This is a genomic window from Micromonospora carbonacea, assembly GCF_014205165.1.
GTDB classification, from domain to species: Bacteria; Actinomycetota; Actinomycetes; order Mycobacteriales; family Micromonosporaceae; genus Micromonospora; species Micromonospora carbonacea.
This window is the reverse complement of sequence record NZ_JACHMZ010000001.1, coordinates 2687498-2702645: the sequence shown is the minus strand read 5'-3', so window position 1 is coordinate 2702645 and position 15148 is coordinate 2687498. Positions and strand designations below refer to the sequence as shown.

General features: G+C 75.0%; 10 protein-coding genes. 2 read left to right on the top strand and 8 right to left on the bottom strand.

The window, feature by feature from the left end:
- Positions 1–42 precede the first annotated feature (42 nt).
- From HDA31_RS11660 to HDA31_RS11650, 3 genes are all read right to left on the bottom strand, one after another.
- Positions 43–891 (bottom strand): SAM-dependent methyltransferase, encoded by an 849-nt coding sequence (locus tag HDA31_RS11660; protein WP_178065078.1) that lies wholly within the window; start codon positions 889–891, stop codon positions 43–45.
- Between the two features lie 109 nt (positions 892–1000).
- The gene (locus HDA31_RS11655; RefSeq protein WP_491562592.1) at positions 1001–1882 is read right to left on the bottom strand and encodes a Sco1979 family transcriptional regulator; all 882 of its coding nucleotides are present in this window, start codon (positions 1880–1882) and stop codon (positions 1001–1003) included.
- 151 nt (positions 1883–2033) lie between these two features.
- Positions 2034–2273 carry a DUF397 domain-containing protein gene (locus HDA31_RS11650; protein ID WP_074473229.1) on the bottom strand — a complete coding sequence of 80 codons (240 nt, stop codon included), beginning with the start codon at positions 2271–2273 and terminating at the stop codon, positions 2034–2036.
- 260 nt (positions 2274–2533) lie between these two features.
- Between HDA31_RS11650 and HDA31_RS11645 the strand changes: the two genes are divergently transcribed.
- Positions 2534–3184 (top strand): GGDEF domain-containing protein, encoded by a 651-nt coding sequence (locus HDA31_RS11645; protein WP_074473228.1) that lies wholly within the window; start codon positions 2534–2536, stop codon positions 3182–3184.
- Between the two features lie 39 nt (positions 3185–3223).
- Here HDA31_RS11645 and HDA31_RS11640 read toward each other — a convergent pair whose 3' ends face one another.
- Entirely contained in the window at positions 3224–3718 is a 495-nt protein-coding gene (locus HDA31_RS11640) for a type II toxin-antitoxin system PemK/MazF family toxin (protein WP_178065076.1), read from the bottom strand.
- Between the two features lie 107 nt (positions 3719–3825).
- Here HDA31_RS11640 and HDA31_RS11635 point away from each other — a divergent pair, with 107 nt between their 5' ends.
- Positions 3826–5184, top strand: a complete 1359-nt coding sequence (locus HDA31_RS11635; protein ID WP_178065075.1) for a hypothetical protein — start codon at positions 3826–3828, stop codon at positions 5182–5184.
- An 84-nt stretch (positions 5185–5268) separates the two neighbouring features.
- Here the strand turns inward: HDA31_RS11635 and HDA31_RS11630 are convergent, their stop codons facing one another.
- The 4 genes from HDA31_RS11630 to HDA31_RS11615 are packed head-to-tail and all read right to left on the bottom strand — an operon-like array spanning position 5269 to position 15108.
- Entirely contained in the window at positions 5269–10851 is a 5583-nt protein-coding gene (locus HDA31_RS11630) for a non-ribosomal peptide synthetase/MFS transporter (RefSeq protein ID WP_178065074.1), read from the bottom strand.
- Positions 10848–13970 (bottom strand): non-ribosomal peptide synthetase, encoded by a 3123-nt coding sequence (locus HDA31_RS11625; RefSeq protein ID WP_178065073.1) that lies wholly within the window; start codon positions 13968–13970, stop codon positions 10848–10850. The genes HDA31_RS11630 and HDA31_RS11625 overlap by 4 nt, the downstream gene beginning before the upstream one ends.
- Positions 13967–14155 carry an MbtH family protein gene (locus HDA31_RS11620; protein ID WP_074473223.1) on the bottom strand — a complete coding sequence of 63 codons (189 nt, stop codon included), beginning with the start codon at positions 14153–14155 and terminating at the stop codon, positions 13967–13969. The genes HDA31_RS11625 and HDA31_RS11620 overlap by 4 nt, the downstream gene beginning before the upstream one ends.
- Positions 14155–15108: a TauD/TfdA family dioxygenase gene (locus tag HDA31_RS11615; protein ID WP_043968606.1), complete on the bottom strand. Its 954-nt coding sequence runs from the start codon at positions 15106–15108 to the stop codon at positions 14155–14157. The genes HDA31_RS11620 and HDA31_RS11615 overlap by 1 nt, the downstream gene beginning before the upstream one ends.
- Between the last annotated feature and the right edge of the window lie 40 nt (positions 15109–15148).

The window sequence follows — 15148 nt, the reverse complement described above, 5'->3', positions numbered from 1 at the left end:
ACCAGTCGTGGTGACGCGCGGAAGCCGGGCCGGTGGCGGCGGTCAGGGCTTGCGGGCCACTGCCCCGTACATGCTGACGTCGACCACCGAGGGCCGGGGCAGGGGCTCCCGCTCGGCGCGCCACTGCGCGATCGAGACGATGCCCGGGTCGACGAGCTCCAGCCCGGCGAAGAAGCCGGCGAACTCCGCCCGGCTGCGCAGGCTGATCACGTTGTTCGCCCCGCCGGTCCGCGTCGCCGCGATGGACTCCTGCGCCACCTGCTCGGGAAGGTGGTCGTAGGTGGCGTGCGAGGCGGCCAGGTAGCTGCCGGCGGGCAGCGCTTCCAGCAACCGACGGACCACGTCGTACGGGTGGTCGGGGTCGGGCAGGAAGTGCAGGATCGCGACCAGCATCAGCGCCACCGGCTGCCCCAGGTCGAGGGTGCGGAGCAGGTCGGGGTGGCTCAGGATCCGCTCCGGGTCCCGCAGGTCGGCGTCGATGTAGGCGGTCGCGCCCTCGGGCGTGCTGGTCAGCAACGCCCGGGCGTGGGCGAGCACGATGGGGTCGTTGTCGACGTATACCACCCGGGCGTGCGGGTCGGCGGCCTGGGCGACCTCGTGGGTGTTGTCGGCGGTGGGGATGCCGGTGCCGATGTCGAGGAACTGCCGGACGCCGGCCTCGCGGGCGAGGTGGCCGACGGCCCGCTTGAGGAAGCGGCGGTTCTCCAGGGCGGCGGTGCGGATGGTCGGGAAGGCCGCGGCCATCGCGTCCCCGGAGTCGCGGTCGGCCTGGAAGTTGTCCTTGCCGCCGAGCAGGTAGTTGTAGCGGCGGGCGGGATGCGCCACCGAGGTGTCGATCCGGTCGCTGGGGTGGGCGGGACCGGTCGAGGTGCCGGGGGCATCGGTGGTCAAGGGGTGCCTCCATGGCTCTGCGCTTACCTGTTGCGCGGCGTCCGTCCACTGTCGCCGGTGTCGACCATGGTAGAGGCAGCCCGCGCCACGGCCCCGACCAGGGAACCCGCTACTGCGGATAGAGCTCGTCGCGCAGCCGGGTGAGGAGTTCCGGCGTGCGCTCCGGCGGCTCGGCCTCGACGCAGAGTCGTTCCATGGCCGCCGCGTAGTAGTCGAGGTCCTCGCGCTTGTCGAGGTAGATCGCGCTGGTGAGCTGCTCGATGTAGACGATGTCGGGCAGGTCCTGGTCGCCGAAGCGCAGGATAGTGAACGCGCCGCCGGCCGCGGCGTGGCCGCCCGCGTCGAACGGGATGATCTGCAACCGCACGTGCGACGCCCGGGTCGCCTCGATCAGGGCGGTGAGCTGGTCGTGCATGACCTGGGGGCCACCGATCGGCCGGCGCAGCGCCGCCTCGTCCACGACGGCCCACAGTTGCGGCGGCCGGGGGCGACGGAGCAGCTCCTGGCGCTGCATGCGCAGGCTCACCCGGCGGTCGATCTCGTCCGCCCCGGCCCCCCGGTGGCCGAGCAGGACGACGGCCCGGGCGTACTCCGGGGTCTGCAGCAGGCCCGGCACGAACTGCACCTCGTAGCTGCGGATCAGCGCGGCGGCCGCCTCCAGGCCGAGGTACGACTGGAACCACGACGGGAGCACGTCGCCGTAGCGGTGCCACCAGCCGGGGCTGTTGGCGTCGCGGGCGAGCTTGAGCAGGGCCTCCCGCTCCGTGGCGTCGGTGACGCCGTAGAGGCTGAGCAGGTCCGCGACGTCGCGCTCCTTGAAGCCGACCCGGCCCAGCTCCATCCGGCTGATCTTCGACTCGGAGGACCGGATCTCCCAGCCGGCGCCCTCCCGGGTCACCCCGCTGGCCTCCCGCAGACGGCGTAGCTGCGCGCCGAGCAGCATGCGCAGCACGGTCGGGCCGGTGGCCGGGCCACCCTCCGTGGGAACCATCGTCACGCGCCGACCTCCGCTTGCTGCCTTCGTCGCACCGGGCCCCACCCCGGCCGACGTGTAAGCATGCCATGGACCGACAGTGAGGTGAACCCGGCCCGACCGGCGTTTCGGTCCCGTTGACGGGACGCAGCCGAAGGGTGACCCAGGGTCAGCCGATGAGGTGGTCGAAGTCGCCGTCCCGGGCGCCGAGGACGAATGCCGCGATCTCGTCGATCGTGTAGATCAGCGCCGGACCATCGGGGTAGCGGGAGTTACGGACGGCGATTCCGGCGCCGCCGGGTAGCTCGGCAAGCTCGACGCAGTTGCCGCTGGGATTGCTCCGTCGACTCTTCAACCAGGTCAGCGGAGGGAGCTGTGCAGTGGGAACGCCGTTGCGGGGCTGCTGCATGGGGCATCTTTCTTGTCAAGAGCCTGCCGATGCCGCGGGGAGGAGCGGTGTGCTGGCGAGGGGCGGGGCTTACGACGGGATTTGCTGCACGTGCATCTGCTATTGCATCTGCACCGGACAGCGAGCATGATAGCCCAACGAGGGTGTACCCAGGTGTTCACTTTGGGTTACCTCACCTGGGGCTGTACCAGGGAAAACAGGAGCCCCACGGGCACGGCGGCAGCGGTCGGGCGCGTGGGCAGACGCGGTGAGGAGGGTTCGTGCCGGATCCGTTGACCATCGCGTCCGGCATCTCGGCCGCCGGGGCCCTGGTCTCCGCTTGGCAACTGCGCCGCCGGGCCATGCTGGCCGAGGCGGAGATCGAACACCTCCAGGCGGAGCTGGCCGCCGAGCGGCACGCCGCCAGCCACGACCCGCTCACCGGGCTGCCCAACCGGCGGGCCTTCTTCCGGCTGGCCGCGACCCTGCTCACCGACACCGCCGGCCAGCCGCTGATCGCCATCGTGCTGGACCTCGACGACTTCAAGCAGGTCAACGACCGCTACGGGCACGCCGCCGGGGACCAGGTGCTGATCAGCGTGGCCGAACGGCTGGCCGCCTTCGCCGGGGACAACCTCGTGGCCCGCCTCGGCGGCGACGAGTTCGCGGGACTGCTGGCCACCCCGACCGTCGACCGGCGCTGGATCGAGCACGCCTCCCGCCGGCTCTGCGAGTCGCTCGCCGCGCCGATCCCCCTCGGCGGCCTGAGCCTGCGGGTCACCGCCTCCGTCGGGCTCGCCCCCGTCACCTGCCCGACCCAGCTCACCGAGGCGCTCGACCGCGCCGACGCCGCGATGTACCGGGCGAAGAGCGTCGGCGCGTCCCGCTCCGCCCGCCAGCTCATCGACAGCGCGCGCCTCGCCGAGTGCTGACGCCCCGCCGGCGGCGGGGCCGCGACGGGGCGGCGGGGCTCAGCGCCAGCCGTAGCCGCCGCGCAGGGCCTGGCCGACCCGGTCGAAGCGCGCCCGGTCCAGCACCGCGCCCTCCCGGCGGATGCTGTCCTCCCGCATGGTGAGGACGCGGTCGAGCCGCACCCAGCTGGGCCGGTTGTCCCGGTCCCAGGCGCCCGGGCCCAACGCCAGCCAGTGCCGCTGGCCGTCCCGCTCGCTCTGGCTGGACAGCATCAGGCCGAACAGGGTGCGGCTGGAGCGCCCCACCACCAGCACCGGGCGGTCCTTGCCCTGCCGGGGGTCGTCCTCGTAGGGGACCCAGGTCCAGACGACCTCGCCCGGGTCGGCCTGCCCGTCGGGCTCGGGGGCGTAGCTGAGCTCCCGGCGCTGCAACGCCGTGACCTGCCGACGCCGCGCCACCTGGGCCGGGATCGGACCGGGGGTACGCGTCGGCGCGGCCCCGCCGCGGGCCACCCGCCCCAGCCGGGACGCCACACTCCTCAACAGACCTGCCACGGCGGGCAGCCTAACCCGTCCCCCGGCCCGCCGCCCAGCCACGGCGGCCGGCGGACGCCGCGCGGCCGCCCGCCGCGCGAACGGGCCGGGGCGGGCACAGTGGGGGGATGACGACGAACCTCCACGCCCCGCTGGCCCGCTACGCCGCCCGGCTGCACGCCACGGCCGGCGACCGGCACCACGTCGCGTCCCCGCTGGGCGCGTGGCTGCTGCTCGCCCTCTGCGCATCGGCCGCCCCCGAGGGCGACGCCGCCGGACCCCACGGGCACGCCGCCGGACCGGACGGAAACGCCGGACTCGACGGGCACGCCGGGCTCGACGGGGACGCCGCCGCCCTCGCCGACGCCCTGGGCACCGCGCCGGCGCGGGCCGCCCGGATCGCCGCCGACCTGCTGGACGCGCCGCATCCCCTGGTGCCGTCGGCGACGGCCGTCTGGCACCGGCCCGGCACCGGGAGCGCCGGGCTGGACGCCTGGCGGGCCGCCCTCCCCCGCGCCACCGGGACCGGCCCGCTGCCCGACCAGGCCGGCCTCGACGCGTGGGCCCGCGAGCACAGCCTCGGGCTGATCGAGCGGTTCCCGCTGGCCCTCGACCCCCGGGTGGCGCTCGCCCTGGCCTCGGCCGTGGCCACCCGGATCTCCTGGGCCGCCCCGTTCGACCTCGCCCCGGCCGGGGCGCTCGGCCCGGACAGCCCGTGGGCGGGGCGGCTGACCCGGGTGCTGCGCACCCCGGCGCACGGGCACCGCGCGTGGATCGCCGCGACGCCGGAGGCCGGGGACGTGGCCGTGCACGTGGCGGCGGCGCAGCCGGCCGTGGACGGCGGGCACGAGGCGGGCGGCGCGGACACCGGCACGGACGGCAGCGGCGGGGCCACCGGGGCGGGGCTGTCGGTGGTCTCGGTGGCCGCCGCGCCCGGGGTGGCCCCGCCCGACGTGCTCGCCGCCGCGTACCGGATCGCCGCCGACGCCGACGAGCCCGCCGGCCGGCGGTCGCTGTTCGACCTGCCGCTGGGCGAGACGACGCTGTGGACGCTGCGCGAGGAGGCCGTGCGCACGTTCGCCCCCGACCGCCGGGAGCAGCGGCACACGGCGGCGCTGCCCTGCTGGTCGGCCCGCGACGAGCACGACCTGACCGGGCTCGGGTTCACCGCGGCCGGCCGGGTGCTGGCCCCGCTGGTCGGCGCGGGCGACGTGCGGGCCCGGCAGGCGGTCGCGGCCCGCTACGACCGGTACGGGTTCGCCGCGGCGGCCGTCACCGGGATGTTCGCGCGGGTCAGCCTGCCCCCGCTGGGGGTGGCCCGCGTCGCGGAGCTGCGCTTCGGCCACCCGTACGCGGTGGTGGCCGTCGCCACCGACCGGCGCGGCGGCGGCACCGGCCCGTGGCACGGCGTGCCCGTCTTCTCCGGCTGGGTCGCCGAGCCCGACGACGTCGCCGCCGCCGACCTGGCCGACCCCCCGGGGGCCTGAGCACACCGGGGGCCTGCGGCGGTGGACCGCCGCAGGCCCCCGGCCCCGTGCCGGGGCGGCCACGCGGGCCGCCCCGGCGGCGGGTCAGGCCGCCACGGGCACCTTCTCCTCCTGCCGCCCGGCGGCCCGGGCGGCGAGCCGCCGCTCGCGCTCCTGCGCGCCGATCAGGTCGTCGGGCAGCGAGTCCGGCACCTCCAGGTCGAAGCGGCGCAGCAGCCGGATCGCGAAGCCGCCCAGCGTGACCAGCACCAGCGCCGCGCCGAAGCAGACGTACGCGAAGCCGATGCCCCGGCCCGGCCCGGTGCCGATGACCGCGCCCACCGACCCGGCGAGCGCGCCCCCCTCGGCGAGCATCGGCTCGAACAGGCCGCTGGCCGCCGGGGCGAGCAGCGCGAACCCGATCGGCAGCGTCGACCAGGAGATCGTCTGGTTGAGGCTGAACACCCGGCCGTGGTAGCGCTGCGGCACCTTCACCTGCACGATCGTCGCGTAGATCGACTGGGCGGTGGTCATGGCCATGGCCAGCCAGAACGCCCCGACGCAGATCACCGCGACGGAGGCGTCCAGGCCGATCACGACGCAGCCGAGCGCGGTGCCGAGGTTGCCGAGCAGGACGCCGATCATCCGGCGGTGGCGCGGGCCGCCCCACAGCGACATGAGCACGCCGCCGGCCACCGCGCCGAGCGCCTCGGCCAGGGCCACCTGCGCCACCTGCGTGGCGGTGGCGAAGGAGAGCACCAGCGGGGTGGTCAGCACCAGCGCCGGGGCCAGGAAGATGTTGCCGATCGCGAAGTAGCCCAGCATGAGCCGGAAGCCCCGGTGCTGCCACGAGTAGCGCAGCCCGTTGGCGATGGCGACGAGCAGCCGTTCCCGGGGCCGCCAGCCGAGCAGGTCGGGGAAGCGGACCACGGCCAGGGTCGCCACCGCCACCACGTAGCTGGCCACGTCGATGAGCAGGATGCCCTTGAGCTCGATGGCGGCCAGCAGCCCGGCGGCGAAGACCGGCATCAGCAGCATCGCGAAGCCGTTGGTGAGCTGGGTGACGCCCATCGCGTGGCCGAGGTAGCGCTTCGGCACGAGCTGCGGCACCGCCGACTGGAACGCGATGCGCTGGAACGACCCGGCGACCTGGCTGAGCGCCACCAGGGCGTAGATCATCCACAGCCGCAGGTTGTCCGTCCAGAGCAGGGCGGCCAGCACGAGCTGGATCGACCCGGCCCCGGAGCTGGCGATCATCATGATCCGGCGGCGGCTGACCCGGTCGGTGATCGCGCCCGCGATGGGCAGCATCAGCACGCCGCAGATCAGCGCCAGCGCCCACAGCAGGCCCAGGTTCGCCACCGAGCCGGTCTGGGTGAACAGCCAGATCGGCAGGGCGAACGCGGTCAGCGCCGAGCCTGTCGTGGAGACGAGCTGGCCGGCGGTGACCGCGACGAACCGGCCCATGCTCGGCTTGACCACGGCCCGCTCGGGGCTCCGGTCCGCGCCGATGCGCTGGTGGTCGGCGACGACCCAGCCGGCGTCGTCGCCCCGGGCCGCCGCCTCCAGGGCGGTCGTGTCGCCGGCGCGCACCGCCGGGTGCACCGCCGTGACGATCTCGGCCAGCTCGTCGGCCCGGTACTTGAGGAAGAAGTGCCCCGCCTGGTCGAGCACGACCAGCCCGACGGTGTCGGTGAGGAACTGCCACTCGGCGTACCGCTCGGTGAAGTAGTCGGTCACCGGGTCCTCGGAGCCGACCACCGAGACGATCGGGGCGCGCAGCTTCGCCGCGTTGGCGTCGAGCAGCCCGGTGAAGTACTCCTCCGAGGCGCGGGAGTCGGCCCGCATGTTGCTGATGATCCGGTCGGCCTGCTCCGGGTCCAGCTCGTCGGTGTCGACGCCCATCGACTTGAGCCAGCTCGCGTAGTGCTTGTTGCTGCGCAGCCGTTCGAGGCGGTTGCGGGCGGCGGCGAAGAGGCCCTTCGGGCGGGCGAACGGGAACATCGCGCCGATGTAGAGCGCCTCCAGCTCCCGCCCGGCCGCCTCGACCTTGCGGGCCACCTCGGCGACGATGGCGCTGCCGACGCCGCAGTGGCCGTACAGGACGATCGGGCCGGAGATCCGCTCGACGATCTCGTCGGCGACCCGCCGGGTCAGCTCCTCGAACGGCAGGCCCTCCTCGCTGAGGCCCACGTCGTGCCCGGGGATCGCCAGCGAGTACAGGGCGTTGCCGGCGGGCAGGGCGTCGGCGAGGGGCTGGTAGACGATGGCGCTGCCGCCGCCGTAGGGGACGCAGACGTACGTGCGGACCCGCTGGCCCGCCGGGATCGGCTTGGTCAGCTCGTAGAGCAGCCGGCGCGGGCCGTCGTCGGCGGCGTCGCCGGTCATGAACGCGGCCAGCTCGCGGATGGTCCGCTGCTGGAACAGGTCCATCACGCCGACGGGCCGCCCGCCGTGCTCGGCCTTGCGGATCTTCGCGACGACCTGGGTGGCGAGCATCGAGTGCCCGCCCAGGTCGAAGAAGTCGTCGTCGATGCCGAGCGTGTCGACGCCCAGCACCTCCGACCAGATCCCGGCCAGCAGCCGCTCGGTGTCGTCGCGCGGCTCGACCAGCGCCACCGACGCCTCGCGGGTCACCACGGGCGCGGGCAGCGCCCTGCGGTCGAGCTTGCCGTTGGGGCTCAGCGGCAACGCGTCGAGGGTGACGAACGCGGTCGGCACCATGTATTCCGGCAGCGTCTCCTTCAGCGCCGCCTTCAGCGCGGCGTGCTCGGCGTCGCCCACCAGGTACGCGGTGAGCCGCTTGTCGCCCGGGGCGTCCTCGCGGACGATCACGGCCGCCTCGGTGACGCCCGGCTGCTCCCGCAGGGCGCTCTCGATCTCGCCCAGCTCGATGCGCAGGCCGCGCAGCTTCACCTGGTGGTCGATGCGGCCGAGGAACTCGATCACCCCGCGCGGGCCGTCGCCGGCCGCCACCCCGCCGCCGGCCGAGTCACCGCCGCCGGCCGCTTCACCGTTGCCGGCCGCGTCGCCGTTGCCGGCCGGGGAGACGACCCAGCGGGCCAGGTCGCCGGTGCGGTACAGCCGGGCCCCCGGCTCGCCCGAGAACGGGTCGGGCACGAACCGCTCGGCGGTCAGCGCCGGCCGGCGGTGGTAGCCCCGGGCCAGGCCGACGCCGCCGATGTGCAGCTCCCCCGCGACGCCGACCGGGCACTCGTTGCCCGCCGCGTCGAGCACGTGCAGCCGCAGGTTGGCGATCGGCCCGCCGATCGGCACGCCCGACAGCCCGGCGAGCGCCGCCGGGTCGCAGCGCCAGGCGCTGACGTCGATGGCCGCCTCGGTGGGGCCGTACAGGTTGTGCAGCTCGCACCAGGGCAGCCGGGCGGTGAACTCCACCGCCGAGGCCAGCGGCAGCTCCTCGCCGGAGCAGATCACCCGGCGCAGGCCGGTGGCCGCCTCGATGCCGTCCTCGCCGAGGAAGACCGTCAGCATCGACGGCACGAAGTGGGCGGTGGTGATCCGCTCGGCCACCAGCAGGTCCCGCAGGTAGCCGGCGTCCTTGTGCCCGCCGGGCTTCGCCAGCACCAGCCGGGCGCCCTCGCGCAGCGGCCAGAAGAACTCCCACACCGACACGTCGAAGCTGGCCGGGGTCTTCTGCAGCACCGCGTCGTCGGCGGCGAGCCGGTAGGTCTCCTGCTTCCAGTGCAGCCGGTTGACGATGCCCCGGTGGGTGTTCGGCACGCCCTTGGGCCGGCCCGTGGAGCCGGAGGTGTAGATGACGTACGCCAGGTTGCCGGGCCCGGCCGTCGGCGCGGGGTCGGTGGCGGGCTGGTCGGCCCACGTCGCGGCGTCGTCGAGGGCGAGCACCGTCGCGCCGGTGTCGGGCAGCACGTCGCGCAGGTGCTCCTGCACCAGCACCACGGGCGCGTCCGCGTCGGTGACCATGAAGGACAGCCGGTCGGCCGGGTACTCCGGGTCCAGCGGCAGGTAAGCGCCGCCGGCCTTGAGCACGCCGAGCAGCCCGGCGACCAGCTCCACCGACCGCTCGGCGCACACCCCGACCAGGGTCTCCGGGCCGACGCCGGCCGCGCGCAGCCGGTGGGCGACGCGGTTCGCGGCGGCGTTCAGCCCGGCGTACGTCACCGGGCGGCCCTCGAAGGTCAGCGCCACCGCGTCGGGCGTGGCGGCGGCCCGCGCCTCGAACGGCCCGTGCAGGGTCTGCTCGTGCGGGAACCCGGCCGTGGTGTCGTTCCAGGCGGCCAGCAGGTCCCGCTCGGCGGGGTCGACCATCGGCAGGGCCGAAACCGGGGTGTCCGGCGCGGCGACGACCGCCCGCAGCAGGGTGGTCCACCGGCGGGCGATCCGCTCGACGGTGGCCCGGGTGAACAGGTCGGTGTTGAAGACGAGCTTGCCCCAGAGCCCCTCGGTGGTCTCCACCGCGTGCAGCTCGAAGTCGAACCGGGTGGCCCGCAGCTCCATCGGCGTCCACTCGAAGCGCACCTCGGCGGCGTCGGAGACCCCGGTGAACCGGCCCATCTCGTAGTTCTGCAACACGAACATGGCCTGGAACACCGGGGACCGGCTCACGTCGCGGGGCAGGCCCAGCTCGTGCACGACCTTGGCGAACGGCACCTCGGCGTGCTCGAAGCCGTCCAGCACGCCGCGCCGGGTGCGCTCCAGCAGCTCGGTGAACGTCGGGTCGCCGGCCAGCTCGGCGCGCAGCGGCAGCATGTTGATGAACATGCCGACGACGTTCTCCAGCTCGGGGGCGGACCGGCCGGCCACGGACGCGCCGACGGCGAAGTCCTCCTGCCCGGCGTGCCGGGCCAGCAGCACCTGGTAGGCGGCGAGCAGCGTCATGAACAGCGTCGCGCCGGACGACCGGGTGAGCGCGTTGAGCCGCTCGGTCTCGGCCGGGTCGAGCTGGAACTCGACGAAGTCGCCCCGGTAGGTCTGGGTGGCCGGGCGCGGCGCGTCCAGCGGCAGCTCCAGCGGGGTGATCCCGGCCAGCCGGGACTTCCACCAGTCCAGGTGGCCCCGGGCCGCCGGGCCGTCCAGCTCCCTGCCCTCCCACACGGCGAAGTCGCCGTACTGCACGGGCAGGGCGGGCGGCTCGCCGCCGTGGTAGAGGGTGATCAGGTCGCGCAGCAGCACGTCCACCGACCAGCCGTCGCCGACGATGTGGTGCTTGCTCAGGAACAGCACGTGGTCATCGGGGGCAAGGCGGATCAGCAGGGCGCGCAGCAGCGGCCCGGTGGCCAGGTCGAACGGCTCCGCCGACGCGGCCTCCACCAGCGCCTGGGCGGCGTCGGCGTCGGCCGCCTCCGTCACCGTCAGCGGCACCTCGACGGACTCCTCGACCACCACCGTGGGGCGGCCGTCGGCGTCGGCGGGGAACCGGGTGCGCAGCGACTCGTGCCGCGCGGTCAGGGCGGCCAGCGCGCCGCGCAGGGCCGCGACGTCGAGCGGCCCGCGCACCCGCAGCGGCACCGCGATGTGGTACGCCGCCTCGCCCGGGGCGATCTGGTCCATGAACCAGACCCGCTCCTGGGCGTACGACAGCGGCACCGGCGTGCCGGGGGGTCGGGGGGTGATCCGGGCGGCGGGGGCGGTGGTCCGCTTGCGCAGGCGCTTGGCGATCAGCGCCTGCCGGGCCGCCTCCCGGGCCGGATCCTTCAGGTCGGTCATGCGGTGGGTCCCTCTTCCGTCGCCAGCAGCTCGGCGACCTCGGCGTCGGTGAGCTCGTCGAGTTCCGCGGCGATCAGCTTCTCGATCTGGGCGGCCAGGTCGGCCACCACCGGGCTGCCGAACAGCGCCCGCATGGGCAGGTCCACGTCCACCTCGGCCCGGATGCGGGCCATCGCCCGCATGCCGCGCAGCGAGTTGCCGCCGAGGGCGAAGAAGTCGTCGGCCGCGCCGACCTTCTCCACGCCGAGGATGTCCGCGTACACCTCGGCCACCAGGGCCTCGGCGTCGGTGCGCGGGGCGACGTACGCGTCCTCGACCGCCGCCGGGGCGGCCTGGGCGGGCAGCGCGGCCCGGTCCAGCTTGCCGTTGGGGGTCAGCGGCAGCGCGTCGAGCGTGACGAACGCGGCCGGCACGAGGTGCGCGGGCAGCTCCCGGGCCAGGTCGGCCGCCAGGGTCGCCGGGTCGGCGTCGCCGACGAGGTAGCCGACCAGCGTCGGCTCGCCGGAGTCGACGCGCACGGCCGCCGCCGCCGCGCGCACGCCGGGCCGGGCCAGCAGCGCCGACTCGATCTCGCCCAGCTCGATGCGCATGCCGCGCACCTTCACCTGGTCGTCGCGGCGGCCCAGGTATTCCAGCGTCCCGTCGGCCCGCCAGCGGGCCAGGTCGCCGGTGCGGTACATGCGCTGCCCCGGCGGCCCGTACGGGCAGGGCAGGAACCGCTCCGCGGTCAGGCCGGGGCGGCGCAGGTAGCCGCGGGCGAGCTGGTCGCCGGCAACGTACAGCTCGCCGGCCACGCCCGGGGGCACCGGGTGCAGCGCGGCGTCGAGCAGCAGCGCCCGGGTGTTCCAGGTGGGCGTGCCGATCGGCACCGGCCCGGCGGCCAGTTCCTGCCCGGGGGCGATGCGGGCGGCGACGCAGCCGACGGTGGCCTCGGTCGGGCCGTACTCGTTGGTGACGGCCACGCCCGGGTGGGCGGCCCGCCAGGCGGCGAGCTGTTCGCCGGTGAGCGCCTCGCCGCCGATGACCAGGTCCGCCGTCGGGGACAGGGCGTCGTCGAGCAGCGGCAGGTGGCTCGGGGTGACCTTCAGGAACGCCGGCTGCCCGCCCGCGCGGGCGGCCGGCTCGTCGATGGCGGCGAGCCGGACGGTGCCGCCGGCGGTGAGCGGGCCGAGTAGCCCGGTGACGGTCAGGTCGAACGACACCGGCGAGTGCAGCAGCGCCGTGCCGCCCAGCCCCGGGTAGGCGTCCCGGGCCCAGGCCAGGTAGGCCGCCACCGCCCGGTGCTCCACCACGACGCCCTTGGGGCGGCCGGTGGAGCCGGAGGTGTAGAGCACGTACGCGGGGTGTCCGGGGCGCAGCGGGGCGGCCCGGTCGGCGTCGGTCAGGTCGGCCGCGTCGAGGTCGGCGGCGGTGCCCGGGTCGAGCACCAGCGCGTCGCCGGGCACCAGGGCCGCCGTGTCGGCGGTGGCGAGCACCAGCGCCGGCTCGGCGTCGTCGAGCAGGTACGCGATCCGGGCCGCCGGGTAGCCGGTGTCGACCGGCACGTACGCGGCGCCGGACTTGAGCACCGCGAGGACGGCCACCAGCAGGTCCGCCGAGCGGGGCAGGGCCAGCGCGACCCGGGTCTCCGGGCCGGCCCCGCGCGCCACCAGCAGCCGGGCCAGCCGGTTCGCGGCGGCGTTCAGCTCGGCGTACGTCAGTGCGACGCCGTCGCAGACCAGGGCGGTGGCGTGCGGGGTGACGGCGGCCTGCCGCTGCACCGCGTCGACGACGGTGCCGGCCGGCCGGGCGTGGCCGGTGGCGTTCCCGGCGTCGAGGACCAGCCGCCGCTCGGCGTCGTCGAGCAGGGGCAGCTCGCTGACCCGCCGCCCGGGGTCGGCGACGGCGGCGGCGAGCAGCCGCACGTAGCGGGCGACGACCGCCTCGGCGGTGTCCCGGTCGAACAGGTCGGTGCGGTAGACCAGCCGGCTCTCCCCCGCGGTGACGTCGAAGGCCAGGTCGTCCTTCGTGGTGCCCAGCGGCACCGGGTCCAGGCCGGAGTCGGGGATGAAGTTCAGCGCGGTCTGGAAGATCGGCTGCACGGACGGGTCCCGCTGCGGGGCGACCGCCTCGACGATCTTCTGGAACGGGGTCTGCCCGTGCTCCATCGCGTCGAGCAGGCCGCCGGTGACCCGGCCGAGCAGCTCGGCGACGGTGGGGTCGCCGGTCAGGTCGCAGCGCAGCGCCACCGGGTTGACGAACATGCCGATCAGCGGGGCCACCTCGGCGGTGTCCCGGCCGGCGGTGGAGACGCCGACGACCACGGTGTCGTCGCCGGAGATCCGCGACAGCAGCGCGGCGAACCCGGTCAGCAGCACCATGTACGGGGTGGCCGCCGACGCGGTGGCGAGGGCGCCGACGCGGTCGAGCAGCCCGGCGGGCAGGTCGAAGCGGACCTCGTCGCCGGCGAAGCCGAGCTGGGCCGGGCGGGGCCGGTCCAGCGGCAGGCCGGTCACGGCGGGCGCGCCGGCCAGGTGCGCCTTCCAGAAGTCGAGCTGCCGGTCCAGCTCCGGGCCGGCGAGCTGGTCGCGCTGCCAGGCGGCGAAGTCGGCGTACTGGATGGGCAGCTCGGGCACGGCGGCGGGCGCGCCGGTCAGCGCGGCCGTGGTGAACGCGGACAGCTCGGTGGTGAACAGCACCGCCGAGTGGGCGTCGAAGACGGCGTGGTGCACCACGAACTGCACCGACCACGCCTCGTTGACCTTGACCAGCCGGGCCCGCCACAGCGGCGGGGCGTCCAGCGGGATCGGGGTGCGGGCCAGCTCCTCGCGGATCTGGTGGTAGCGGGCGAGCCGCTCGGCCTCGGGTAGGCCCGACAGGTCCTCGGCCGGCAGGCGGACCGGCTCGTGCTCGCGGACCACCTGCACCAGCGTCCCGTCGTCGGAGCGCAGGTGGGTGCGCAGCGCCTCGTGCCGGGCGACGACCTGGTTGAACACCCCGGTCACGGCGTCGGCGTCCAGCTCGGGCGGGAACGGCCACGGGTTGGACACGTTGTAGACCGGCGAGCCGGGGTCGAGCTGGTTGGCCAGCCACACCCGCTCCTGGGCGAAGGAGGCGGGGAAGGTCCACTCCCTGGTCATGATGCTGCCTCGCGTACGGAGCGGGGGCGCATGTCGGTCCAGACGGTGTCGATGTGGGCGAGGCACTCCTCGCGCGTGCCGGCGAAGCCGGTGTCGTGCCAGCCCGCGGGGAGCTCCCGGTCGGCCGACCAGATCGAGTACTGCTCCTCGTCGTTGCGCACGACCAGGAATCGGGTTTCGGCCATCAGTTGTCTCCAGTGCTCTCGGGGGTGTGCGGCTCGGCCATCGCGACGGCGATCTTGCGGGGCCCGGTGAACGGCTCCCGGGCGTGCGCGGCCGTCATGTTGTCGACCACCAGCACGTCGTCGCGCTGGTAGTCGAAGCGGACGCTGGCGGCCCGGTACGCGGCCCGCAGGTGGTCCAGCACGTCGGCGGGGATCTCGCCGCCGTCGCCGTAGTAGGTGTTCGACGGCAGCCCGTCGGGGCCGAACATCGCCAGCAGCCCCTCCTGGTATTCCTGCGGCAGGGTGCTCAGGTGGAAGAACGTGGCGTGGTTGAACCAGCGCGGGGTGTCCGAGCCGGGCCGGTAGTGCACCGGCTCGCGCACGGCGCGGGTGCGCAGCCCGTCCGCGCCCACCCACTCCAGGCTGATCCGGTTCGCCGCCGCGTACGCCTCGACCTCGGCGCGGTCGTCGGTGTTGAACACGTCCTGCCAGCGGGTGCCGAAGTCGGCGTGGAAGTTGCGCACCAGCATCCAGCGGCGGCGCACGAACTCCTCCCGCACGGCCGGGTCGATCAGCTCGTAGACCCGGCGCACGTCCGCCAGGGGCGTCGCGCCGAGCGTGTCCGGCGGGGTGACGCACCAGAAGAACAGGGTCAGCGGCCAGCGCGCCTGGTACGAGTTCTCGTTGTGCAGGAAGATCTCCTCGTCCGGCGGGTAGTCGGTCGAGGTGTAGACCCGGCCCTTGATGGCGTGCCGGGGCGAGGACCGCTCGGTGTAGACCAGCGGCTCACCCGCAAGCGCCCGCACCACCGCGTCGAAGCCGTCGACGCCGCCCACGTCGAAGCCGCGGAACAGCAGCCCGCCGTGGTCGACGAGGGCGGCCCGCAGCTCGGCGCGGCGCGCGCCGATCAGGTCGGTCAGTGCCCGGCCGTCGCTTTCGACGACCACCGGCAGCGTGGCGATCGTGTCGCTCATTGCTCTGTACTCCCTTGCTTGCGTCAAGCCACGACTCCTG